The following is a 25,674-nucleotide window of genomic DNA, read 5'->3' as shown; positions in this document are numbered from 1 at the left end:
GCCTCGATCTTCATTACGGCCGATCTGCCAATGGTTAGAACCAGAGGTCAGCAATGAAAGGTGGTTTAGGTGGTTGCCGATCGCCATTTTTTTCGCCTATACTCAGGGATGTCTTTCCAGGTTATAATATCTAATCTGGGTGAAAATCTATCAAGTCAAAGACTAGACTTCAAGCCTGATGCAACTACTGCAAGGGCATAGATCCCCAGCCTTTGACTTGCTCCACTGAAATTTCAGAGAGCAGATTCTCTCCATAGACCCCCCATTCCGATGGCATATAGTCCAAGCATTTTTAATTTGGCTTTGCCACCGCCTGGGTATGAGCAAAAAAAATTTCTAGCAACCGAATTCGGATGCTAGAATTAATGCGCTTTAGCAGCATACAGCTAGATAACTTGATTCATCGAGCATAGAAACCCTGGGTTCTCGCTCTGCTTGGCTCACACCAATTAATGATTTCTGTGAGCAAAGATTCAGATTGTCTGTGTTCCCTGACCAAATCTAAGGGGATGGATCCCACTGGTCAGCCTCCGGGTGTACATTCAGCCAAATCCTGAGTTAAGGAAAGCGATCGCTTCTGAAAAAGCGCAGGGATAAAACAATTGCTGGAACCGAAGTCTGATAATCAACTTCTTATTCAGGTTAATTACTAACAAGTCTGTCTATTTTTTTGGAAAAGTTTATTTCCAGAAAAAGTGGATAGGCTTGAACACAGCATCAGGACAACATAAGATAGGCTTTCTAGTGGCTGTGTTCGACATTCCAGTAAAAGTAACTATAGGCGAATAGGGCGAATTTTAGGAACCGAAGCTCGGCTCATAAATAAAATTCACCAAGAATATAGAAGCCAAAAACCTAATCGCTTTCGATTAGGATCTAGGTAAAAAGCCAACAGTAGCAACTGTTTTGTCTTTTTACTTGAAGTATTGATGCAAGATAGCCACTCCTGAAATAATGTCTAGGAAACGCTCCTATTGATTTGATTCTAGTCAGAATTGAGTCGATGCGTGAGCCGGTATAACCAAAATTCCCAGTTCATTTTGGGATTGTCCAAACATCAATCAACAAAACGCACAATTAATACGGAGAACATTCTAAAAAAAATCCCATGGTCAATCAGAATACAATTGCCAGAAATATTGGCTTTACTCACGAAGATTTTGCGGCTCTGCTGGATAAGTATGACTATCACTTTAGCCCTGGCGATACAGTGGCCGGTACAGTGTTTAGTCTGGAGCCGAGGGGCGCTCTGATTGACATCGGTGCTAAAACTGCTGCTTATATTCCGATTCAAGAGATGTCAATCAATCGGGTTGACTCTCCCGAAGAAGTTTTGCAGTCTAATGAAACTCGTGAATTTTTTATTCTCACCGATGAAAACGAAGATGGCCAGTTAACCCTGAGCATCCGACGCATTGAATATATGCGGGCTTGGGAGCGGGTGCGGCAACTCCAAGCAGAAGATGCTACGGTGCGATCGCAAGTTTTTGCCACAAATCGAGGTGGGGCGCTGGTTCGCATTGAAGGCTTGCGGGGCTTTATTCCCGGTTCCCACATTAGTACCCGGACTCCCAAAGAAGACCTGGTAGGACAAGAATTGCCCTTGAAATTCTTAGAAGTGGATGAAGACCGCAATCGTCTGGTTCTCAGCCACAGACGGGCATTGGTTGAGCGCAAGATGAACCGCTTAGAAGTCGGGGAAGTCGTGGTGGGCACCGTTCGAGGCATCAAGCCTTATGGTGCGTTCATTGATATCGGTGGTGTCAGCGGTCTGCTCCACATTTCAGAAATTTCCCACGACCATATTGATACTCCCCATAGTGTGTTCAATGTCAATGATGAAGTCAAGGTGATGATCATTGATCTAGATGCCGAACGGGGTCGGATTTCTCTGTCAACCAAGCAACTGGAACCGGAAGCCGGTGATATGGTGAAAAACCGTCAGCTTGTTTATGACAAGGCCGAAGAAATGGCGGCTAAGTTCCGCGAACAAATGATGGCGGCTCAACAAGGTCAACAGCCAGAGGCATCACAGCCCAGTGCGGCTTCATCAGTGACGGTAGCTCCTGAAGCGATTTCTGTCCCTGATGCGGTGGAAACTGCCGAAACTACAGCGATCGAGGAATTTCCCTCCGCCGAAGAGTAGAAATCAATCCGACGACCATTTGCAGCCAATAATCGTCCCAAGGGACGATTATCAAGTGGCCTGCAAAAAGAGGGAATTTCCCTCTTTTTTTTGTTTCAGGTGTAGGGGTCAACGGCCGTTGACCCCTCCGACGGTTAATCAGATATTTGATCCCAAATCCGATTTTTTTAGCATGATGATTATGCTGATAGGAGTTGAAAGCTTTGACCATCATTCAGTGTCGGGATGTCAAGTTTGAGCAAATTCAAGCAGTTATTTTTGATAAAGATGGCACCCTGGTAGATGCGGCTAGTTTTTGGCGGAGTCTGGGATATAAGCGATCGCGCTTAATCGATGCCCAAATTCCGGGTGTGGGCGATCCCTTGTTGATGGCGTTTGGCATCCAAGACGATCGCCTCGATCCTGATGGCTTGATGGCTGTCGGTAGCCGAAGGGACAATGAAATTGCGGCAGCGGCTTATATTGCCGAAACAGGTCGAGGCTGGCTAGAATCTTTGAAGATTGCGCGTCAGGCTTTTGCGGAAGCGGATCAAATGTTCGCAAAAGATGCCCAGCCTCCTTTGTTTGTCGGCTGTTTGGAACTTCTAAAGTTACTCGCAGAGGCTGGGTTGAAGTTGGGCATTCTTTCAGCGGACACAACGCAACGGGTGCAACAGTTTGTGTCCCATTACCAGTTAAGTCCATATATCCAGCTATCAATGGGAGTGGATGCGAATCTGAGTAAACCAGATCCCGCTTTGTTTCTCAAAGCCTGTGAAGCTTTGGGGGTGGCACCGTCTAGAATTTTAATGGTGGGCGATTCGCCCTTGGACATGGAAATGGCCAAGCAGGCCGGAGCCGCTGGTTGTATTGGGATTTGTCAAGGTTCACGGGCAGGAAAAGACTTGCAAGACGCAGATGTGACGATTGCTCAACTCGATCAAATTCAAGTCATCTGCTAAATCTATATCCTTCATAAGGAAGATATAGACATCGATCAGTGAAAGCTTAATAATTGAGCAATCCTACTTAGGGGATATTTGGTTAATCGGTCAATTGCTTTTTGGCTACTTATTATATAGTTTGGAGGATTTATCCTTGTCTCGTAGATATCTTTTTACCTCGGAATCAGTGACGGAAGGTCATCCTGATAAAATTTGTGACCAGATTTCCGATACGATTCTTGATGCTTTGTTGACACAAGATCCGAAAAGCCGTGTGGCGGCGGAAGTGGTGGTGAATACGGGCTTGGTGTTGATTACTGGGGAAATTACCAGTAAGGCTCAAGTCAATTATGTGGATCTGGCTCGGAAAAAAATCGCCGAAATTGGTTATACTGATGCGGACAATGGTTTTTCCGCGAATAGCTGTTCGGTGTTAGTCGCTCTGGATGAACAATCCGCTGATATTGCCCAAGGGGTTGACTCGGCGGCGGAAACCCGCGAACAAAAAAGCGAGGAAGAGTTGGATGCGATCGGGGCCGGAGATCAGGGTTTGATGTTTGGCTATGCCTGCAATGAAACCCCGGAACTGATGCCGATGCCCATTTCCCTGGCCCATCGGATTTCCCGGCAGTTGGCCAAGATGCGGAAAACCGGAGAATTGCCTTACCTGCGTCCCGATGGCAAAACTCAGGTGACGGTGATTTATGAGGATGGTAAGCCCGTTGGAATTGACACGATTTTGATTTCGACCCAGCATACGGCGACGATTGGCGATTTGACCGATAATACAGCGGTGCAGGCGAAGATTAAAGCAGACCTTTGGTCAGCGGTGGTGCAACCTGCGTTTGCGGATATTGATATTAAACCGGATGCCGAGACGAAGTTTCTGGTGAACCCCACGGGTAAGTTTGTGATTGGTGGACCCCAAGGGGATTCGGGGCTGACAGGTCGTAAAATTATTATTGATACTTATGGTGGCTATTCCCGTCATGGTGGGGGCGCTTTTTCCGGGAAAGACCCCACGAAGGTAGACCGCAGTGCGGCTTATGCTTGCCGATATGTGGCGAAAAATATTGTGGCCGCTGGTTTGGCGGATAAGTGCGAGGTGCAATTAAGTTATGCGATCGGGGTGGCAAAACCGATGAGCATGATGATTGAGACTTTTGGCACCGCTAAGGTGGATGAGGATAAGTTGTTGGAAGTGGTGAAACAGCATTTTGAACTGCGTCCAGCGGGGATTATTCAGACGTTTAATTTGCAGTATTTGCCCGTTGAATGTGGTGGGCGCTTTTTCCAAGATGTGGCAGCTTATGGTCACGTCGGACGGACTGATTTAGATTTGCCGTGGGAAAAAACTGATAAGGTTGATTTGTTGAAAGAATCGCTCTGTTTGGCGATGGTTAGTTAAGTTTGTCTGCGGCGGGCTTTTTTGCCTGCCCGGATGTTTTTTGGGGCGATCGCCTTTATTCTTGGTTTTTCTGGTTTGCTGAGGGCAAAAGGTAAAATCAGGGACAGCGATCGCCCAGTCCCAATTTATTTTTTAAGAGGCGATCGCTATGGCTTGGTATTTTATAATTCCACTAGGACTTGCCTTAGTTGTTTACTATATTTTGAAGCACGCAACGGACGAAATTGCCTATATCGCTACGGCAATTTTAGTGGTGAGTTTAATTGTTAGTTTAGTTATCGCACCTTGGCAGTTTCAATTTTTATTGTTACTTCTAGTTCTACTGAGTAATATTCGGATTTGGCAGAAAACCGAGGATCTTGAGGATGATTTATCCCCAGCAGACCCCAAAATTAATATGAGTTATCGGGGGATTAATTATGAAGTGCAGCCGAAAAATGCTATCGCAGCTAATGAAGAGGTGAAGAAAGCCGAAATGATTATCGGCAAATATCGCGGTCAAGTGTTAAAAACCCATTCCCCTCAGCATACTCAAGTACAGAGTGAAACCACTAGGAATTTTGAGATTCAGTACCGAGGAATTAAGGTAAAACCTCAGCCATCTTCCCTGACTGAGGTGACAGAAAGTACCCGGTAAAATAGATCAAATAAAATATCAAATAAATATTCGATTGACCTAGGAGCGATCGCCCCTGATGCTCTATTTAGAAACAGCCCAAGAACGCACTTCTCCTAATGTGACTGGAGTGCGATCGCTCACATCAATCGTAAAGAAAAAAACCCGCTTTGCTCGCAAACCATTTTCGGGGTCAAAGAACTTTAATTTCACATCCCAGCATTCCGAGCGTCACGTCTAATGTTCGCTCAAAATGCTTTTAATACGCGGATATCCTGTGCGATCGCAGAGCAGAGACGGGGAAAATCAGTCCAGGAAAATCAGTCCGGGAATATCAGTCCGAGAATATCATTGGGATCCGGCATAGAGATCCGGCATAATTTCTAACCAAAAGCGATAAAATTGAACCTAGAGAATAAACATAAGAGAACAAAAATAGGGGAATAAAGATGAGTTCAATTACCCAAACTGTACAACAATCAGCCACAGTTCAGGAACCCTCCCCAATGGTACATGGGACTCCCCCTTTACCCGACCATACCCAATTACCAGATCAAAACGGAGATTTTGTGAAAAATTACCAAGAACCTCCCCAGGGTGATCTCTTAACCGACTCTATTACTCCTCTTTTAGAGCAATTACATCCCGATGGTAACTATTGTATTGGTCGAGATTGTGGTATTTATTGGCGATTACCAGAGCCGCCAGAATCTCCAGAAAAGGGGGCTATTGCTCCCGATTGGTTCTATGTTCCCCATGTCCCTCCTACCATTGATGGTCAAGTTCGCCGTTCCTTTGTTATGTGGAAGGAAACCATCGAGCCTGTCATTGCCTTAGAATTTGTCTCTGGTAATGGCGAAGAAGAACGGGATAAAACTCCTATTAAGGGTAAATTTTGGGTATATGAAAGAGCCATTCAAATTCCTTTTTATGGAATTTATGAGGTCAATAAAGCCCAGATCGAGATGTATCACTTAGTCAATGGTCGCTATCAAAAAATGACTCCTAATAGCCGTGGTCATTATCCCATTGAACCCTTAAAGGTAGAGTTAGGGATTTGGCAGGGAGAATACCAAAACCAACTGTTTCCCTGGCTGCGGTGGTGGGACGCTGACGGTGACATATTGTTAACCAGTCAGGAATCCACTCAGCAGGAACGACAACGAGCCGAGCAGGAAAGACAAAGAGCGAATCGCCTTGCTGCCCAATTACGGGCTTTAGGGGTAGAACCGGAAGTTTAGCAATTTTGTATTTTTGTAGTATTTTTGTAGGGTGGGCAGCATTTGACAATTTATGATCCAAACCAATAAATTTTCATAGCTGCCCACCATTAATTATGTAGGAGGTGGGCAGCTATAAAAATGGTCTTCTTAAATTAAGCGCGATCGCCGCTGCCCACTCTACAATTACTTTAGGAGTAGATCCCGAAGAGTAGCAGGGTATCATACCAAATTACTGAAGAATTGATTTCAAAAAACCGGCAATTCTAGCGTAAATTCCGGTAAGATATTTTCCCCAGATAAAGTGGTGGGCAGTTTAACGATTTGTCTGGGTTGATTTGGTCGATAAATTTCTACTTGTTGGTTTTGTGGGTCGATTAACCAACCTAATTGTAAACCACTATTGAGATATTCCTGCATTTTTTCTTGCAGTTGGTTTAATGGGTCAGTCCGCGACCTTAATTCTATGACAAAATCAGGACAAATTGGCACAAATTTTTCTTGTTGTTCCACGGTAAGGGCTGACCAGCGAGAGTTGGCAACCCAAGCGACATCCGGGGAGCGTTTACCCCCATTGGGTAAGATGAAAATTGTGGATGAACTAAACACTTTTCCGAGTTGTGTTTGACGGTTCCACAGCCAAAGAAACCCGTTTAAATCCGATTCTCGGTTCCCGCTAATTCCTCCAACTGGGGGCATGATGATTAATTCTCCTTGGGCAGTTTGTTCTAGTCGCCAATTTTCATTGATTTGGCAGAGTTGATAAAATTGCTCGTCGCTTAGGTTGACGGTTTTTAGGTTTAAAATAATCGGTTCTGAGGTAATCATTTTTGATTGGGCTAATTTTTGATAATTTGTGTTTATTAGACAATTCTCGATTTCATACCGGATCGATCCCCCCAACCGCCCTTAAAAAGGGGCGCTTTTGAGAATAATTTTGCATTTTTGTTTATTTTAGCGTTTATAAGACGGAAGTAGGCGATCGCGTATATCAGTTTATAAGATGCATCTTTTATCTGTAATGGCTTTGGCATTCCGGCTACATTTTTTTGATTTATGCTCAAAAAACCGGCAATTCTAGCGTAAATTCCGGTAAGATATTTTCCCCAGATAAAGTGGTGGGCAGTTTAACGATTTCTCTGGGTTGATTTGGTCGGTAAATTTCTACTTGTTGGTTTTGCGGGTCGATTAACCACCCTAATTGTAAACCACTATTGAGATATTCCTGCATTTTTTCTTGCCGTTGGTTTAATGAGTCAGTCTGCGACCTTAATTCTATGACAAAATCAGGACAAATTGGCACAAATTTTTCTTGTTGTTCCACGGTAAGGGCTGACCAGCGAGAGTTGGCAACCCAAGCCACATCCGGGGAGCGTTTACCCCCATTGGGTAAGATGAAAATTGTGGATGAACTAAACACTTTTCCGAGTTGTGTTTGACGGTTCCAAATTACTACATCTGCGTTTAAATCCGATTCTCGGTTCCCGCTAATTCCTCCAACTGGGGGCATGATGATTAATTCTCCTTGGGCAGTTTGTTCTAGTCGCCAATTTTCATTGATTTGGCAGAGTTGATAAAATTGCTCGTCGCTTAGGTTGACGGTTTTTAGGTTTAAAATAATCGGTTCTGAGGTAATCATTTTTGATTGGGTTAATTTTTGATATTTTTTGATAACTTATGTTTATTTTATCTTTTATAAGACGGAAGTAGGCGATCGCGCTTCGGCGTTGCGGATGCAATATCGCGCCTTGGAGGTTAGAATATGCGTCTTTTATATCGTCTTTTATCTGTAAGGGCTTTCGCATACTCTTCGAGAAGGCTTTCAGCCTACGGGTAAAAATTTTGGGCTTTTTGCTCATAAATCCTTTGCCCGAATGCGAAAGCCCCTACCCGTCGATCGCGAAATATGAGATGTTTCCGAATCAATGAATCAATGATTGGGCAGTAGAAGCCAGAAATTTATTCGACATCAACCCAAATACTGCCGTCTTCTATACGAGTGGGAAAAACCGGCAGGGTTTTTTCTGCGGAAACCATTGCCATGACTTTGCCTACGACCGGGGGAAAGGGTGTCCAGTCTTTGACTTCGCCGCTGCAAAGGTCAAAGGCACTGCGGTGCCAAGGACAGACGATCGCACCATCAGTGATTTTGCCTTTATTCATGGGCAATTTTAAATGAGGACATTGATTGGCGATCGCATAGACTTGACCCTCATGGTTAAGCAGCAGAATTTTGCGTTGGGCAACTTCTACCACTTGTCGTCCTCCGGTCTTTAGGGCATCTTCAGCCAAAGCTTTTAACCAAGCCATCACGATCTCCTTTACTCTAGGAAAATTTCAGTTTAGTTGCGATCGCAGGGATTTACAAGTTCCAATGAATCCCCAGGACTCATTGGAAAACCGGCTATTTCGGGGATTTAGCCTAGGGAGGCGATCGGTTGGGAGTCAGATTTTTTGCCCAGGGGAAAAATTTTTTTCAACTTTTGCCAAATTTCCGGATTAGGGCAGAGTAGAGTCGAAATCTTATATATAAATGCACCCTGATGGCTCCCCCCTAGGTTTCCCCTGGGGGGTTTTTTTGCCCAGGGGAAAAATTTTTTTCAACTTTTGCCAAATTTCCGGATTAGGGCAAAGTAGAGTCGAAATCTTATATATAAATGCACCCTGATGGCTCCCCCCTAGGTTTCCCCTGGGGGGTTTTTTTGCCCAGGGGAAAAATTTTTTTCAACTTTTGCCAAATTTCCGGATTAGGGCAAAGTAGAGTCGAAATCTTATATATAAATGCACCCTTATGGCTCCCCCCTAGGTTTCACCTGGGGGTTTTTTTGGATTGGTGGACGGTGCGGTTAGGGACAAAGTAAGCGGATAGATTGTCCTTTTAAGAACTTTTAATACATCAAACTACCTATCGCCACATCTTGATGGTTTTGCATCGATTATTTCAATATATTGATGGTAATTTAAATATATTTAAGGTGCTTTATTAATAAGATTTAATTTAAGTTAATTGATATTTAATTAATTCTAAAAAAAATATTTTTTAATATTAAAAATAGCGTTTTTTTGTGGATTTAAATTAGCCAGATTAGCGAAAATATCAAAAAAATAATTCAGCGACCTAGGGACTTGACCCCCTGAAGAGTTTCTCCCCGGCAAATCATCCCCGGCAAGCCGCAGAAATCCCCAGAATATTCAGACTGAACAATATTCACAAGATTTACAAACAAATGTCAGGACGGAAGCATTGCGCCCGGAATGCTGTGATAAAATGAAAAGTTGGCTTGCTGACTGCAAACATTCCAGATTTCTGAAAAAAGTTCTGCTAACCAGAGCCGTTAGTTTTGTGTGACGGTGACACAAAATTACTAACTAAATTGACTCTCCGTACAAATTACTCATTAATTAGCGCGTAAATATGTCTTCTGATATTCGCATTCTCATGTGCCCTCCCCACCACTACGAAGTGGACTATGTAATTAATCCGTGGATGGAGGGGAATATTCACAAATCCTCACGCGATCGCGCCACAGAACAATGGGAAGGTCTCTACAAAGTCCTCAAAGAACACGCGATCGTTGACCTGGTGGAGCCCCAACAGGGTTGGCCAGATATGGTTTTCACCGCTAATGCTGGTGTGGTTTTGGGTCAAGTGGCGGTTGTCAGCCGGTTTTTCCACAAAGAACGCCAAGGAGAAGAACCCTATTTTAAAGATTGGTTCCAAAAACAAGGCTACACCGTTTATGAATTGCCGAAAGATTTACCCTTTGAAGGGGCTGGAGATGCTTTACTGGATCGCGGCGGCAACTGGTTATGGGCGGGTTATGGTTTCCGTTCAGAACTAGACTCTCACTCTTATCTAGCCAAATGGTTAGATATTGAGGTGGTTTCCCTGCAACTGGTGGATGAACGTTTCTATCACCTAGATACTTGCTTCTGTCCTCTGACGGGAGGTTATTTACTCTATTATCCTCCGGCTTTTGACTTCTACTCCAACCGCATTATTGAAATGCGCGTACCCGCTGAAAAACGGATCGCCATTCAAGAAGCTGATGCGGTCAAGTTTGCCTGCAATGCGGTGAATATTGGTCATACGGTGGTGATGAACCAAGTCAGTAATGACCTAAAACAGCAGTTGGCGAAAGTTGGCTTCCAAGTGATCGAAACTCCTCTGAATGAATTTATCAAAGCGGGAGGCGCTGCCAAGTGTTTGACCTTGCGGAGTACGGAACCCATTCAAGTTGAGCATCATGCCAATGTGCCGGTGGAAAGTCGGATTATTCGCCTGGAAGGACATTTGCTTGATTCTGGGTTGATGAACCGGGCTCTGGATAAAATTGTGGAAGGAGGCGGCAGTTTCCAAGTCCTGAGTTTTCAGTTGGGAGAACAGCGCCAAAGTACCTCTAAAGCAGAGGTTAAGGTTTCGGCCCCGTCTCACGGCATGATGGAAGAAATCGTTTCCCAGTTAATTAATTTGGGTGCGGTGAATTTGCCCCAAGATGAACGGGATGCCCAACTACAGCCGGTGTTGCAAAATGGTGTCGCCCCAGATGATTTCTATGTGACGACGATTTATCCGACGGAAGTCCGCGTTCACGGACAGTGGATTCGATTGCAAAATCAGCGGATGGATGGCGCGATCGCGATTACCCATACTGCCGAAGGCCCGGTAGCCCGGTGCAAACTCCTGCGCGATTTAGAAGTCGGGGAAGATGTGGTGGTGGATGTGCAAGGGATCCGCACGGTACGCAAGCCAGAAACCCGCGACAGTAAGCAGGAATTTAGCTTTATGTCCGGCAGTGTGTCCAGCGAACGCCGGGTCGAGTTGGTGGTGGAACAAGTGGCTTGGGAATTGCGGCAAGTTCGCGATCGCGGTGGCAAAGTGGTCGTCACCGCAGGCCCAGTGGTGATCCATACCGGAGGTGGCGAACATTTAGCCAAATTGATCCGCGAAGGTTATGTGCAAGCCCTCCTCGGTGGGAATGCGATCGCAGTCCATGACATAGAACAATCTTTAATGGGTACTTCTCTCGGTGTGGACATGAAACGGGGAGTCGCCGTTCGCGGTGGGCACCGACATCACCTGAAAGTGATTAACTCCATTCGTCGTTGTGGCAGCATTGCCGCTGCGGTGGATCAAGGCTTACTGACTCGTGGCATTTTCTATGAATGCGTCAAGAATAATGTGCCATTCTCTCTCGCGGGTTCTATTCGGGATGATGGGCCGTTACCGGATACTCAAATGGATCTGATTAAAGCCCAAGCAGAATATACTCATCTGTTGAAAAATACCGACATGATTCTGATGTTATCGTCCATGTTGCACTCCATTGGGGTGGGCAATATGACCCCAGCAGGAGTGAAAATGGTCTGCGTAGATATTAACCCCGCAGTGGTGACTAAACTGAGCGATCGCGGTTCGGTGGAATCAACGGGAGTTGTCACCGACGTGGGTTTATTCCTCAGTTTATTAGTCCAACAGCTTGATAAATTGACCCAACCTTATAACCTGACTACTACTGTCTAATTCCCCCGGTTGAATTTAGGCGCAAAAACCCGGTTTCTTGAAGCAACCGGGTTTTTTCAATAAACCGAGTTTGAAACCCGCCCCTAATCCATTGATCTGAATCAATATCCTTAATTATTCCACATTCCTAACCGTTGATTTTTGGCATTACTTTCCGCGTCCGCGAGGGCATCCGCAGAGGTTCGACAAGTTTGGCGGAAACTATTATGTAATTGGGCTTGTCCTTCGGCGACCATAAGTAAATTAATATTACGATTTCCGCTAAAAATCACCGCTAAAACTCGGCCACTGTTAATGGTTCCCAAATCATAATATTGCACCGATGAACCAACGGGAATCAGTTGAGTTAAACGATTTTTGGAGTTTTGGGCGTTTGATTCTGGTTGTCCATTGACCCAGTCAGGAGAATCAATACAAGCAAGTTGAGTGGTAATCGATCTCCCTCCTTGATTCAAAACAACGGTATCGCCATCGGTAATTTTTTCCACTGTTGCGGTTAAGGGATTGGCGTTCACGGTCTGAGGAAAAACTGCCAAAATTATCCCAGTAATTAAACCAAACAATGATGTTTTAGTTTTCATATTTTTTCCTGCGGTTTTCAGTATGGGCGAAGCATTCCGGCATGGATTTAGGGCTTAAAAGCAAACTGATAACACTGTTCCAGGGGCATCAGAACCGTTGTGAATTACCGGGACAATTTCGGTGATTCCTACGATTTGATCATCGCCAATTGTGACATGATTAATAATCAGATTTACTCTGACTACATAAGTGATTTTTTCTAGGGTAAGTTGTTCGATTAAGAGGCGATCGCAGACAATTTCCCCGGCATTATCTCCTAAATCCTAAATATAAAATCGTATTCCCTTGCTGGATTTCCTGGCGTAATTTTGCCACTACCTCGCGATCAAGGGGAATGGCGATCGATTCGCGGATATTTATATGCTAACATATTCTAAGATATTCTAAGATATTCTAAGATGAATTAAGAGGTTTTGCGATGCCGATGCCGGAATTGTCAGGAATTAATGACCATTTGGTAAGTTAATATACACAGCCGATCTACAATTAACCGAGAAATTTATATCAATGAATATCAACTCACAACTGATTAAACGGGCGATCCACTACTGGATTAGTGGCTTAATTTTCTGCGAAGTAGCGATCGCGACAATTTACCTGGGCGGTGTGTTACTGAACCGAGAAGTTTATGCCCTTTTTGATATGGATGGTCGCCTGACTATCCCCACATTACAAGCATCGATTCTCTTATTTTAATCTTAAACACAAATTAAGAAACTAATAATTAAACAGTTAATTTTATGAATAGAATCAAAATTAGCGCAAATCAAGTCGCCCGATTGAATAATTTATTGTTAGGGACTTTGATAGCCTTTGAATTAGTTTTATTATCCATTTATCTAATTACTGTCTGGTTGTGGGGAAAAAGTCCGGCGATCATCGATTTTAATGGATTTCAAAATCTGCCCTCTTTGTTTTCAGCGGTGCAATTATTTTTTGTCGCTTGCGGGTTTATGGGTTTGGCGTTTTATCGGAGTTATCCCGGTCAAAAACCTTCTCGCCGGTTGGCGATAACCGTGGGTTTGATTATATTTTATGTTTCTGTGATTGATGAAACTTTTAAGGTTCATCAACATTTTTATAAACCTTTTTGTTGGCTGCTGATAGAAAACTGTCGCAGTTGGTACAATATTTATATTTATCTGTATATTGCCATAGCGATCGCGACCTTGGTTTTATTGTTCAAAGATTTAAAAGCCACTTGGAAATTCTATCCTTTTGCGGCATTTTTGGTCGGTTTCGGCATCTTTACTTTTTTGTTCGGTGCTTTGGGATTGGAGCTACTTAAATTCCAAGTGTTAAATACTGGATATGGGGCGATGGAAAAACTCCGAATTGGTTTAGAAGAATATCTAGAAATGCTGGGGATGACCTTAGCTTTATACGGAATTGGCCGATTTTTTACTCGCCGAATTTCTGATATTGATGGTTGATTGTTGGTTGTTGATTGTTGGTTGTTTATGGTTGATTGTTGATTGTTGTCTGTGGGGTGTGGGGGGAAAGTGAAAAGTCGTAGGGGCGTCCTTGCGAAGCATAATCCGTCAGGCTATATGGCCATTCGCCCGTACAAAATAAATATCACCATATCACCATATCACTATTCACTATTCATTATTCATTATTCATTATTCATTATTCATTATTCATTATTCATTATTCATTATTCATTCTTCATTCTTCATTATTCATTCTTCATTCTTCATTCTTCATTATTCATTCTTCATTCTTCATTCTTCATTATTCATTATTTATTATTCATTATTCATTATTCATTATTTATTATTTATTATTTATTATTTATTATTTATTATTTATTATTTATTATTTATTATTTATTATTTATTATTTATTATTTATTATTTATTATTTATTATTTATTATTTATTATTTATTATTTATTATTTATTATTTATTATTTATTATTTATTATTTATTATTTATTATTTATTATTTATTATTTATTATTTATTATTTATTATTTATTATTTATTATTTATTATTTATTATTTATTATTTATTATTTATTATTTATTATTTATTATTCACTATTCACTATTCACTATTCACTATTCACTATTCACTATTCACTCTTCACTCTTCACTATTCACTATTCACTCTTCACTCTTCACTCTTCACTCTTCACTCTTCCCCCACACCCCACACCCCAAAAAGCGATCGCTCCGAAAATGCGAATAGACTAAATTTACGGCAAAATAGTAAAGAAATGTAAAGCAATCTTAAGAAACGTAGTTAGATATGCAACAGGATCAGCCAACGGTGACATATGAATTGACCGAACCAACCAGCCCCAAACCTGGATTTGACTATGATATTGCTATTGTCGGGGGGGGAATTAGTGGGGCAACCCTGGCAGCAGCATTAAAAGATTCGGGGCTGAAAGTGGCGTTGATTGAAGCCCAGCCTCAAGCTGTAGCCGCTTCCCGTCAGCAAGTCTATGCATTGACCCTGCTGACCGGGCAAATTTTTGAGCAAATCGGCGTTTGGGAGCGAATTTTGCCAAAAATCAACCAGTTTAACCAAATTCGCCTTTCTGATGCTGACCATCCGGGAATTGTGCAATTTTATCCTAGTGATTTAAATCGCGATCACTTGGGATATGTGGCAGAACATGGGCCAATGATTACGGAGTTGCAGGCATTTCTACATGATTGCCCTAATGTGTCTTGGATTTGTCCCGCTGAAGTGGTGAAAGTGGATTATCAACGAGATGCGGTGGTGATAGAAACACGGTCGCTTTCTGAAGATAATTCAGCCAATCTTAGTGACGCGCCTCTACACAAATTCCGTACTCGTTTATTAGTCGCTGCCGATGGCAAAAAATCCCCAATTCGGGAAGCAGCGGGAATTTCTACTAAAGGCTGGAAGTATTGGCAATCGTGCATTACCACGAAAATTAAGCCCGAAAAATCTCATCATAATATTGCTTATGAAAAATTCCAATATAGCGGGCCATTTGCGATTTTGCCGTTGCCTGGAAATCGTTGCAATGTTGTTTGGACAGCCCCTCATGCGGAGGCGAAAGCTTTAGCAGAATTGGACGATCGCCAATTTTTAGCGGAATTGAAAAAACGCTATGGCGACCAAATGGGAGAGTTAGAATTATTAGGCAATCGGTTTGTGTTTCAGGTGCAATTGATGCAAAGCGATCGCTATGTAAAACACCGATTAGCCTTAATTGGTGATGCCGCCCATTCTTGTCATCCCGTGGGAGGTCAAGGCTTGAATATGGGCATTCGCGATGTGGGGGCGATCGCTCAAGTATTAATCAATGCCTATAAAAAAGGGGAAGATATTGGCAGTGAAACTGTGCTGAAACGTTACGAACGTTGGCGCAAATGGGAAAACCTCACAATTTTAGGATTTACTGACTTTTTGGATCGGATATTTTCTAACAAATGGTTTCCCCTGGTGCCTCTGCGGCGACTGGGTTTATGGTTTTTGCAAAATGTACCACCGATTAAAATTTTTGCCTTGCGTTTAATGACCGGACAAACCGGAAAGCATCCGCAATTAGCCCAACGTTAAGGGTAATTTAATCAGGGTAATTTAACCTTAAGATTTAGATGGGGATTAGCGGCGGGAAAAACGATTTGATTATGATTTGATTTTTTGGGTAACGCCGTGCCAAGCATAGCCCTTTACTGGAAACGGGCTATGCTTATGATATTTTTAATTAAATTTTTAATAAAAATTTAATTATTTTATTAAGTAATGTTAAGCCTTGTTAAGGAATAATGCTTAAAAAATCTTCAAGATTCAAGTAAAAAAATACGCCTTATGGCGGATGTCTTGCCGGAAACGGGCTGCATAGAGTGGTTATTATAGGAGCATTTTGATTTTTGAGTGAAAATAGCCTGTTGCATCTGAATCTAAGGTCAGACATTATTTGGCGTATTGGTGACAATTTGGTAAAAAAATCGTTATGTACAACGGTACAATCGCCAAGGGACTGGAAACGGTAATTCAAGGAGATAGTTATTCTCCAGAGTTTGAGGATTTATGGGTACAGAGAGGTGCGATCGCCAGATTCGGGGAATTGTTGCCTCGAAGGAATTTGGGAAACCATTGATGAGTTGTTAACCCCAAGCTGGGACATCATCCTACACAATTTCATTCCTCAAGTCATCTCCGTATCTAGGAAGCAAACGGTCAATACTTCCCTGAGTTCTCTGTTTCCAGAAAACTCGGTCTATCAACGGCAAAGCTTATGGCAAACCGATCGCCGCTATCTGAGAAATATTATCGATCGGGTAGATCGCATCATGGATCGCTCCCGCTTGTATAGTGAGTAGTGAAAAGTGAGTTGTGAATGTATTGACTAAATATTGACTAACTATTGACTAAATATTGACTAAATATAAGGATTAACTCCGTGAGCAATTACCGTAACCGAAGTCTGACTAAGCTGACCACAGTTGATCGACTTCTCCGCTGGATAATTTGTGGTGTTTTGGGAATGGTGCTGGTATTATGGATTTCGCCCAAAGGGATGACCCTTAATCTACCCAGGATTTCGGATGCATTGTTAGTTTCCTCCAGAGTGGGAACCGCACCTAGCTTGCCCTTCGTCGAGGGGCAACTTTCAGATCGGCAATATATCGCCAGTGTTTTCAATAATTGGATTGAGTTATATCTAAAAAAAGCTAAAGCCCCAGTAACTTTAGATGGTCAAGAACTGTTTTTTGTCACGGATACAGCAGAACATTCAGCAGAGCTTCGGGCGCAGTTAATTTCAGAGAAATTAGAAGAAGCTGTGGCTTCTGAGAATCCGGTACAAGTGAAAGTGAATCAATCTAATAATCAGTTGACGATTATTTCGCTCAATAACCAGCAGTTGTTGACTGTGACTTCCGGTGATGCGGCGCCCAGGACTCCCCAAGAAAGAGCTCAGGAATGGGCTGACAAAATTCAGCAGTCTTTAACTACCGGGAAACAACAACGCCAGTTTGATTTTATTGTTAAAGGATTAATTTATTCGGCGGCAATTGTGTTTGCCGCCATTAGCTTACACTCTTTATCAGATAAATTACTACGGCAGTTTTGGCAAAAAATTTCACTACCAAATCTCACGGAAGACAGCGAACAACGGAACCTGATTAACTCTTTAGATTTACTCCGTAATCTGACTATTGGCACTGCTCGCGTCGTGATTTGGCTTTTCGCCGCGTTGGGGATTAGCAATTTATTCCCGGTGACTCGACAATGGAGTTATCTGATTGTCAATGCTCTAATTACTACTTTTACTTCACCAATTCTTACCCTCGGTCAACAAGCGTATTCTATCCCGGATATTTTGCTCTTAGGTTTTTTATTATTTGGATTGGTAAATCTTTCTTGGAAAGCCACAGATTTATTTAAATCTCGGATATTACAAATTACGGGCATGAACCGAGGTACACAAGAAGTAATTGCCGTCATTTTTCGCTACAGCGCGATCGCCCTTGGCACCGTGGTTGTGCTGCAAATCTGGGGTTTAGACTTAAGTTCTTTAACCATTCTTGCCAGTGCCCTAGGTATTGTTATCGGTCTAGGTTTCCAAGATATCGCCAAAAACTTTGCCAGCGGATTAATTTTACTATTTGAAAGACCCATTCAAGTCGGTGACTTTGTAGAAGTTGGCCGTTACACTGGGATTGTTGAATATATCGGTGCTCGCAGTACCACCATCCGTACTTTAGATCGGATTTCCATTATTTTACCCAATGCTCGGTTTCTGGAAAATGAAGTGATTAACTGGAGTCATAGCAACCCCGTTTCTCGTCTGCATATTCCCATCGGAGTCGCCTATAGTTCTGATGTTCAAGTCGTCGAATCAACTCTTTTAGAAGCGGCAAAAAGTCACCCTCTCGTCTTGCTAGTTCCGCCACCCAAAGTAATGTTTTTAGGGTTTGGAGACAATTCTTTAAATTTTGAATTACTGGTCTGGATTGACCAACCTAGCGAATTATTTACGATTAAAAGCGATTTAAATTTTAAAATTCAGCATTTACTGCTTCAACATGAGATTGAAATTCCGTTTCCTCAGAGAGATTTGCACGTCCGGTCTGGCAGTATTCCCCTGCAAATTTCTACTAATTTAGAACAAACTTTAATCCAGGTATTACAAAAATTCTTAGCTAAAGATGATCGGTAATGACTATTCACGCAGTTCTTTTAACCATTTATCTAACAATTCCTGATTTTGACTACTTTCAGATTCTTTAAGGTATTGAATGGCAATTTTGACCGCCGTGGGATGATTTAACTGTTGGCATATGAGCAATTCTAAAATCCGTCGTAATTGCAGTTTTTCTAACTGTTGATGGCACAAGATTGTGGTGGCGATCGCGCTGGTAATCATTGCCAATATCGGGGGAAATAAAGGCACCCACCAGCCACGAATGAATGCCTGATAACAAAATAATACCAATAATAACACTGCGATTACCGTTGAAAAAAAAGTAAATTTTTCTAATTTAATCAGACAACTAAATCCAGCCCCAATGACTGACCAAATCAAAATCCACATCCATTCTTGACCTTCACTCCAAACTTTCATCATCGGTCGTCCATCGAGGGCGGCGCTAATAAGTTGACTGGTGACATTAGCATGAATTACCACCCCTGGAGTCAAATTCAAACTTTCTGTCCAACTGGTCGTGTAGGGAGTGTGATGCACATCTTTTAAACTTTCAGCGATCGCACCAATTAAAATAATACAATCTTCCAGAGGCAGTTTCTTTGAATCTGGTGGATGCCAATCCGGTGCAATTGTATTATCCAGGACATCGGCAAAAGAGATCGAGTGAAAATTATTCTGTGGGCTACGAAAATTCAGCAAAATTTGATAGCCGCCACTATGCGATCGGATATAACTGCCATCATAAGGTCGAAATGGCACAATCGTTGCTTTCCCTAGCTGAAGTTTATTTTCACCAATTCTTTGCAGCATCACTCCCTTCCTGGCCAAATACTCAGTTGCCAGTTGGCTTCCTAGACTCAAAGCGATTTGATTCTCTCCTTCTGAGATTCTTACAGACAACAATCCTCGACGGACTTTTCCATCAGGATCTAACACCATATCAGCCATAGCCACTTGTCCCAAATCTTGCAAAATTTCCGGGGGAAGAACCTGCCGTCCCACAACTTTTTGCACCCCAATTAAATTTGGGGTGGATTTAAAAAGTTTGACTAATTTTTGATAACCCGGTTCAACGGGTAAGTCTCGATATAAATCTAAACCAATTACTGCGGGATTTTGTTTTTTTATATTTTCAATAGCCCGAACTAATATTTCATCGCGAAATGGCCATTTTTGAACTTTGGTTAAATCAGCGTCATCAATAGTGACAATGACAATTCTAGGGTCGATAGGTTCTAAAGGACGGATTCTAAAAAATTGATCGTAAAGACTCCATTCTACAGGTTGAAACAGTCCCGTCCAACGCAAACAAATCACGGCCAACGCAGAAGTAAAGGCGATCGCCAGATGAGTGATTCTACGTTTTTTGGGTTGAAAACTTTCTTGTTTTACCTGATACCGAGCTTGAGACAACATCTGGCTGGCTAGTTCGACCACTTCTAAGGCATTTTGGGCGGATCGTTTACTTAAATCTTGACTAGCTCCTAAAAATTTATAATCTAAATCGCTCAAACTTCTGCCCAATGCCCAGGCAAGAGCATCTTGTAATACTTGACCTTGTAACAAACAAGATTCATCTTGTTGACCGGACTTGAGCCAAGCCCGCAATGCAGAGGAATATGGCCGAATTTTATCCAGTTGTTCCGTGACCCAAGCTGGATTAAAAATTTGCTCATAAATTCGATTTTTAATGGTTAAATATCCATTTTTTTTATAAACTAATCCACTTAGTTCTAATTCAATATAATCGCGACTATCATTAAATTTAATCTGTTTTTTCTGCAAAATTTGCTCATAAATACCCAAAAGTCTGGCTGCCCGATTTTCATTGTTTAAAATTCTATTTTTAATGGTTCTTAAATGTTCCGGCTCATCTTGGGACTCCCAGTTCTCTATAATCTGCGATCGCACCAAATGGGAAATCCATTTTTCCCAATTATCCCCATTCCCAGGATTTATTTCCCGATAATACTTGATATGATGCACCACTAATTGACATAGTTTTTGAGTTAAAAAAGGTTGTCCTCCCGTCCAATCAAAAATTTCTTTAATCACCGTTTCGGGTTGGGGAACAATGCCGACTAATCCTTGGGCTAAGGGTTTAGCATCATCCAGGTTAATGCCGTGAAGGTCGATGGGTTGACCAATATTAAATGGAGTTTTCTGGGGATCTCTAATTAAATCTCCTGGAGTCGTCACCCCAAAAAAAGCAAAGGTCAAACGTTCATATTCTCGATTCAGCGATCGCTGATTATAACAAGAGCGAATCAACGGAAAAAAATCATTGGTTAAAAAATCAAAATTGATTAAACTATCTATCTCATCAAAAAAAATTACCAGGGGTTGCTTGGCAAATTGATTCATTAAAATTTCTTCCAAAAACTGACTAAGTTTTTGGACATTTGACAAGCCATCTACCGAAATAAACCACGACTTTAGATCGAATTTATCAAATAAATTAAATCCTCGCCACAAATCAAAAATTAAGCCTTTATACCATTGTTCTGAGGTAATATTTTCCGTGATAATGCGAGTTAAATCCACCGTGGCACATTGAAATCCCTCTTGCAGCAGCCGATGTCGGGTTTGCACCAGCAGTGAGGATTTCCCCATTTGACGGGAGTTGAAAACATAACAAAATTCACCTTTTTTTAAGGCATTATACAGTTGAGCATCTGCCGAGCGCCTCACATAAGTAGAAGCATCAGATCTCAGACTCCCCCCAACTTGATATAAATCATCACGGATAATATTTTGCATAATCGGCGTAGTCAGAAACTAAGAAAACTCAATAGATTCAAAAGCTGGTTCAAAAGCTGGTTCAAAAGCTGGTTCAAAAGAGGTGCGATCGCTCCCTTGTTTCTTTGATTGTTCCAAAGCCAAATTCGCGGTTCTAATCAGGTAATCTGGATAATTTTGAGCCTTCGCCTGAATACTCGCCACCCCTAAACTCATGGTGATCGTATCGGGCAGTCCTCCCATCAGCAGATGATCGTGCACTAACCCCAAAGCTTTCACCCGTTTTCTAATTTCTTCCGCCAATTCTAGGGCGTCAGCGGCGGAAACACTGGGTAAAAATATGACAAATTCTCCCGGTTCAAATCGAGCCATAATCTTCCCCGGATAATCAACTATCTGACGCAGCAAATCAGCAATTTTTTTTAAATAAGCATCGCCGATATTTTTGCCATATTTATCATAATAAAAGTTCTGATAATAGAGGTGAAAATAGTCCAGACTACCTACAATCACTGAAAGTTGTAATTGATTGTCAATAAACTCTTGCCAATACCTGCTAATATACTGATAAAATCCCAGTTGATTGACCAGATTGGTTAACGGATCTCGATGACAAATCTGCTGCTGGAATCCTTGATATTCCTGCTCGATTTGTTGCAAGCGTTCCCCGCTAGAGACTTTTCCTTCTGTATCCGTAATTTTACCGCAGGAATTTTCCCCTATATTATGGGCATTACTAAAATATAAACGGTATAATTCACACCGAACAGTGACTTGACAATTTTGATCGATTTTCACCACCCCAAGACTTTCTAATTGATCGGCTAATTCAGGAAGTAAGCTGATGGGATTTTCCTCGGTTAACAATCCTTGAAATGCGCGGTTTAATTCCTCATTTTCTTGAAAATGTTGCCGCAAATCATGCAAATGATCTCGATAAATTCCGAAGGGATTCGCCATTGACGCTAATAGCTGGTCTAGACTCATGGATTCTGTATTAAACTTTAGGGGATTGACGAGGTGATAAAATGCTAATCGGATCAGGGCAGGATGTCCGCCAACCATTGCCATGAGTTTTTCGATTTGTGCCGAATTCCAGCAAACTCCATGACGTTGGGCTAACTGATTAACTTGTTCTGGAGTAAAGTCCGTTAAAGTTAAGGGTAAACCGATATTTAAAGCAGAAGTATATAGAGGATATTCTGGGTAAATTTCTTGAGAGTAAAGTAACACAAATCTTAAATGATTCCAAGGAGCATATTTTTGGGCTTCTTCGCTCCATGACCGCACAATGGTTAAAAGTTCTTGAGTAATGTAAGGATATTTAAACAGTCGGTTTAACTCATTGAAAGCTACAACCAGTGGACGGTTAATTTTTGGCAGGAGATGCCGTTCAAAATATAAGGTACAGTTCACCTTACTGCCCATTGTGCTTGCCCAGCATTCTTCTAAATTGGCGGGGATGTTTAACTTTTGACCGAGCAGGCTGCAAAACCAGCGTAACAATTTATCTAAATTAGAAATAATCGATTCGTCTCCTTGACAAAAGTCTATATTTACTGTGTGATAGTCTAAAAGGTTTGCTTGCTCAAAAATTTTTAACAGCAGGGAAGATTTACCCATTTGTTTGGGAGATTTAATCCGCAGAATACTGCCCGGTTTGGTAATTTCTTGATAAGCGGTTGTTTCAATGGGTGGTCGTTCGATATAAAAGGGTGATTCTACCGGAACAGGTCCACTGGGATATTCTAAGGAATTCAGACTATTGGCGGACTGGTTCTCCCAGGGAGACGGAAATTTGGCGATCGCCAAATTACCTGGATTTTTAGTCTCTTTTAAAATAAAGCTAGGAGATTGATCTTGGTTATAAATCGAGATTAAAGCGAGTTGTTCCGGGGTCAAAACATAAGTTTCCACCACAGAACGGAAAGTTGACTTAGTAATCGGTACATTCAACAACTGAGAAATCATTTGCCATAATCTCGCTGCTGTTGTTTTGAGGTAATCCGCTTCATAGATAGATTGTTGGGCGATATGAGTATATGTTTGCCCATGCCAGGAGCCTCCTAACACTAGGTTTTGTGCCGGAGTCAAATTTTTTTGCTGGGCAACAGTAATTAAGATCAGGAGTTGATCGAGGCTCATACAATATTTTTTGAATCAGTTATGTTAGATCAAAGGTGGTAGAACAGAAACGAAAATCATAGTTAATATAGGATACTAAGCGATCGCGGTTCTGATTAAATCTTATGGAGTCACGGAAGTTTCCGAAGAACCCGAAGGCGTAGAAAAATTTTCTAATAAAGAAACACTGTTGACCATGCGATTTCCTCCCCATTTTTGTGCTTGCTGCAAGTATGTTTCTGCCTCATTGAGCATAATTTCTAAGGTGACTTCAGGTTGCCTAGCCTCCCGGCTGGATCCGCCAATGCTCACGGTGATCGTTTCTGGAAGACCATCAATACTAGAATTATTATGGGCGATCGCCAACCCTTTGACTTGTTCACAAATCTGCCGACCAATTTTTTCCGCTTGCCCTTGGGTCTTCCCCGGTAAAAATATAGCAAACTTAGCCTCACCCAAACGCCCGATAAACTCTAATGGCTGCTCGACACAGTTACCAATTACTCCAGCGACCTTCTGTAAACAGTCATCCGTGGCTTCATTACCATGAAATTGATTATATAAATGCAAAAAGTCAATCTGACAAATCATCAGGGAAACCGGCTGATCTTTCCACTCCAGCCATTTTTGCTCCATCTGCTTTTTGAAATGTTTGCCATTAGTGAAACCTGTTAGGTTATCTCGATAGATAAATTGATCTACCGCTTGCTTATATTTCGCTAACTGTTCGATCAAGTTCCATTGATTATTCGTGACTAAACTCACTTTGGCATTTTGTTCAAGGGAGAGTTGATCGGAAAAATATAGGCGATACAATGGCAAGCTGACACTACAAAGTTTTCCTGACATCTTAATCAGTCCCAAGCTTTCCAACTTGTAAGCAATAATATCCGGTAATTCTACCGCTTCATTGCTTTCTAGCACTTGTTTAAATGCGGCAAAAAGAGGCGGATGATCATGGATATTTGCCCAGAGACTTCGCAAATAATCTCGATAAATACCGGCTTGATTTGTAGCCGTTTCTAAAATATGTTTTAAAGCTTTACTTAAATGTTTTGGATCGTCAAGGTTGGTTTTACCCGTTGATGCTTTATCTTCTTGGCTCAAGTGATGGAAAGCCAACTGCATTAAATAAGGATGTCCCCCTAACAGATCGATTAGCTTTTGCAAATCGGCTGCCTTCAGAGGTAAATTATACGCTTTGGCTAAATCTTTCCCTTGTTCTAGGTTGAATTCAGTTAGTTTAATCGGTAAACCAATATTAAACGGAGATTGATTCAGGTTTAAGGGGATATAAATTTCTGTAGAATAAACCACAATCATCCGGAGTCGTTGCCAAATTTCTACATATTTCGCCTCTTCATGCCAGCTTCTCAGCATGGGAAAAAAATCGCAGGCGATCGCCGGGTATTGAAATAAAATATTCACTTCATTTAGCCCTAAAATAAACGGGCTACTCACCGCTGGTAAAAGATATGCTTGGAAATATAAAGTCGCACTAACCTTACTGCCAATAGTTTCATCCCAGTAGGCGTCTAATTTTGGGGTCAGACCCGCTTGTAGCGTCACGGTGGCACAAAACCAACGTAAAAATTTATCCAGATTTTCAAAAGTCCCACTTTCCGCTTGCTGAAAATCTAAAAAAGCCCCCCGATAGCCTAAGCTATTCCCCCGATTCATAATTCGCAACAGCAAAGAATTTTTTCCCATTTTTCTTGGGGCTTTGATGCGAATGACGCTGCCTAATTTTATCAATTCTGCATAAGCTAGTTCTTCAATTGCTGGGCGATGAATATAAAACTTAGACCACAAGGGCAGTGGACTCCCTGGAAATGGCGGTGACTGTTCAGAAGATTTATTGGCGTAAAAAGTCTCCATTAATAGTTGTTCATTGGAGCATAGGGCGCGGGTTTCCAGGATGCCGCGAAAATTACCCTTGGTGAGTGACTCGCCAAAAATTTCCGAAAGTGACTTCCACAACGAGGAAGCAGTTTTTCTCAGATAATGCTCACCATAGTCCGACAGGGTGGCAATATCCGTAAAAGTCTTCCCTTCCCACGCTTGCTCAAGGATTAATTTTTCTACGGGTCTTAACTCTTTTTCGCTTTTTGCCTCAATCAGGTAAATAATCTCTTCAATTGTCATAACTCACCACCTCAACACCTGAATCTGGGTGAAATACCGGCTCACCCTTTCTATACTGTAAAATATCTCTGCTGTTTCTAGGACAGTTTTTCTGGTGATTTGGT

General features: G+C 42.0%; 19 protein-coding genes and 2 pseudogenes. 12 read left to right on the top strand and 9 right to left on the bottom strand.

Going from position 1 to position 25,674, the window contains the following annotated elements:
* Positions 1–1,108 precede the first annotated feature (1,108 nt).
* The 4 genes from ABWT76_RS19560 (at position 1,109) to ABWT76_RS19545 (ending at position 5,114) form a co-directional block, all read left to right on the top strand.
* Positions 1,109–2,146 carry a 30S ribosomal protein S1 gene (locus ABWT76_RS19560; protein ID WP_054467214.1) on the top strand — a complete coding sequence of 346 codons (1,038 nt, stop codon included), beginning with the start codon at positions 1,109–1,111 and terminating at the stop codon, positions 2,144–2,146.
* Positions 2,147–2,349: 203 nt separating this feature from the next.
* Positions 2,350–3,087, top strand: coding sequence for an HAD family hydrolase (locus tag ABWT76_RS19555; RefSeq protein ID WP_054467212.1), 738 nt, complete (start codon positions 2,350–2,352; stop codon positions 3,085–3,087).
* A gap of 136 nt (positions 3,088–3,223) precedes the next feature.
* Positions 3,224–4,477 (top strand): methionine adenosyltransferase, encoded by a 1,254-nt coding sequence (metK, locus tag ABWT76_RS19550; protein ID WP_054467249.1) that lies wholly within the window; start codon positions 3,224–3,226, stop codon positions 4,475–4,477.
* Positions 4,478–4,625: 148 nt separating this feature from the next.
* On the top strand, positions 4,626–5,114 hold the full coding sequence (locus ABWT76_RS19545; RefSeq protein ID WP_190877248.1) for a DUF4278 domain-containing protein: 489 nt from the start codon (positions 4,626–4,628) through the stop codon (positions 5,112–5,114).
* A 63-nt stretch (positions 5,115–5,177) separates the two neighbouring features.
* Here the strand turns inward: ABWT76_RS19545 and ABWT76_RS19540 are convergent.
* Positions 5,178–5,321, bottom strand: a pseudogene (locus ABWT76_RS19540) (hypothetical protein); the annotation flags it as partial.
* A gap of 278 nt (positions 5,322–5,599) precedes the next feature.
* Here ABWT76_RS19540 and ABWT76_RS19535 point away from each other — a divergent pair.
* Positions 5,600–6,334 carry a Uma2 family endonuclease gene (locus ABWT76_RS19535; protein ID WP_197285326.1) on the top strand — a complete coding sequence of 245 codons (735 nt, stop codon included), beginning with the start codon at positions 5,600–5,602 and terminating at the stop codon, positions 6,332–6,334.
* Positions 6,335–6,562: 228 nt separating this feature from the next.
* Here the strand turns inward: ABWT76_RS19535 and ABWT76_RS19530 are convergent, their stop codons facing one another.
* The 3 genes from ABWT76_RS19530 to ABWT76_RS19520 form a co-directional block, all read right to left on the bottom strand.
* A complete protein-coding gene (locus ABWT76_RS19530) occupies positions 6,563–7,141 on the bottom strand; it encodes a Uma2 family endonuclease (protein ID WP_354634828.1) in 579 nt (192 codons plus the stop codon).
* Positions 7,142–7,373: 232 nt separating this feature from the next.
* Entirely contained in the window at positions 7,374–7,952 is a 579-nt protein-coding gene (locus tag ABWT76_RS19525; protein ID WP_354634827.1) for a Uma2 family endonuclease, read from the bottom strand.
* Between the two features lie 320 nt (positions 7,953–8,272).
* Positions 8,273–8,623, bottom strand: coding sequence for a Rieske (2Fe-2S) protein (locus tag ABWT76_RS19520; protein ID WP_054467203.1), 351 nt, complete (start codon positions 8,621–8,623; stop codon positions 8,273–8,275).
* Between the two features lie 1,105 nt (positions 8,624–9,728).
* Between ABWT76_RS19520 and ABWT76_RS19515 the strand changes: the two genes are divergently transcribed.
* Positions 9,729–11,837, top strand: coding sequence for a TIGR00300 family protein (locus ABWT76_RS19515; RefSeq protein WP_354634826.1), 2,109 nt, complete (start codon positions 9,729–9,731; stop codon positions 11,835–11,837).
* Positions 11,838–11,947: 110 nt separating this feature from the next.
* On the opposite strand, the gene ABWT76_RS19510 is transcribed toward ABWT76_RS19515, so the two are convergent.
* On the bottom strand, positions 11,948–12,418 hold the full coding sequence (locus ABWT76_RS19510) for a thermonuclease family protein (RefSeq protein WP_354634825.1): 471 nt from the start codon (positions 12,416–12,418) through the stop codon (positions 11,948–11,950).
* Positions 12,419–12,472: 54 nt separating this feature from the next.
* Positions 12,473–12,664 (bottom strand): annotated as a pseudogene (locus ABWT76_RS19505) (hypothetical protein); the annotation flags it as partial.
* 262 nt (positions 12,665–12,926) lie between these two features.
* On the opposite strand from ABWT76_RS19505, the gene ABWT76_RS19500 reads away from it, so the two are divergent.
* The 6 genes from ABWT76_RS19500 to ABWT76_RS19475 all read left to right on the top strand — a co-directional run bounded on the left by ABWT76_RS19500 (position 12,927) and on the right by ABWT76_RS19475 (position 18,574).
* Positions 12,927–13,115 carry a hypothetical protein gene (locus tag ABWT76_RS19500; RefSeq protein WP_054467200.1) on the top strand — a complete coding sequence of 63 codons (189 nt, stop codon included), beginning with the start codon at positions 12,927–12,929 and terminating at the stop codon, positions 13,113–13,115.
* 44 nt (positions 13,116–13,159) lie between these two features.
* Positions 13,160–13,852, top strand: coding sequence for a hypothetical protein (locus ABWT76_RS19495; protein WP_054467199.1), 693 nt, complete (start codon positions 13,160–13,162; stop codon positions 13,850–13,852).
* An 824-nt stretch (positions 13,853–14,676) separates the two neighbouring features.
* Positions 14,677–15,966: an FAD-dependent hydroxylase gene (locus ABWT76_RS19490; protein ID WP_354634824.1), complete on the top strand. Its 1,290-nt coding sequence runs from the start codon at positions 14,677–14,679 to the stop codon at positions 15,964–15,966.
* Between the two features lie 397 nt (positions 15,967–16,363).
* Positions 16,364–16,510: a hypothetical protein gene (locus ABWT76_RS19485; protein WP_156331839.1), complete on the top strand. Its 147-nt coding sequence runs from the start codon at positions 16,364–16,366 to the stop codon at positions 16,508–16,510.
* Entirely contained in the window at positions 16,455–16,733 is a 279-nt protein-coding gene (locus ABWT76_RS19480; RefSeq protein WP_054467192.1) for a hypothetical protein, read from the top strand. The genes ABWT76_RS19485 and ABWT76_RS19480 overlap by 56 nt, the downstream gene beginning before the upstream one ends.
* 80 nt (positions 16,734–16,813) lie before the next feature.
* A complete protein-coding gene (locus ABWT76_RS19475; protein WP_354634823.1) occupies positions 16,814–18,574 on the top strand; it encodes a mechanosensitive ion channel domain-containing protein in 1,761 nt (586 codons plus the stop codon).
* 3 nt (positions 18,575–18,577) lie between these two features.
* Here the strand turns inward: ABWT76_RS19475 and ABWT76_RS19470 are convergent, their stop codons facing one another.
* The 3 genes from ABWT76_RS19470 to ABWT76_RS19460 form a co-directional block, all read right to left on the bottom strand.
* A complete protein-coding gene (locus ABWT76_RS19470; protein WP_354634822.1) occupies positions 18,578–21,322 on the bottom strand; it encodes a CHASE2 domain-containing protein in 2,745 nt (914 codons plus the stop codon).
* An 18-nt stretch (positions 21,323–21,340) separates the two neighbouring features.
* On the bottom strand, positions 21,341–23,446 hold the full coding sequence (locus ABWT76_RS19465) for an AAA-like domain-containing protein (RefSeq protein WP_354634821.1): 2,106 nt from the start codon (positions 23,444–23,446) through the stop codon (positions 21,341–21,343).
* Between the two features lie 102 nt (positions 23,447–23,548).
* Positions 23,549–25,570: an AAA-like domain-containing protein gene (locus tag ABWT76_RS19460; RefSeq protein WP_354634820.1), complete on the bottom strand. Its 2,022-nt coding sequence runs from the start codon at positions 25,568–25,570 to the stop codon at positions 23,549–23,551.
* Between the last annotated feature and the right edge of the window lie 104 nt (positions 25,571–25,674).

Source organism: Planktothricoides raciborskii GIHE-MW2 (assembly GCF_040564635.1).
In the GTDB taxonomy this organism is placed as follows: Bacteria; Cyanobacteriota; Cyanobacteriia; order Cyanobacteriales; family Laspinemataceae; genus Planktothricoides; species Planktothricoides raciborskii.
This window is presented reverse-complemented; position numbering and strand designations above follow the sequence as displayed.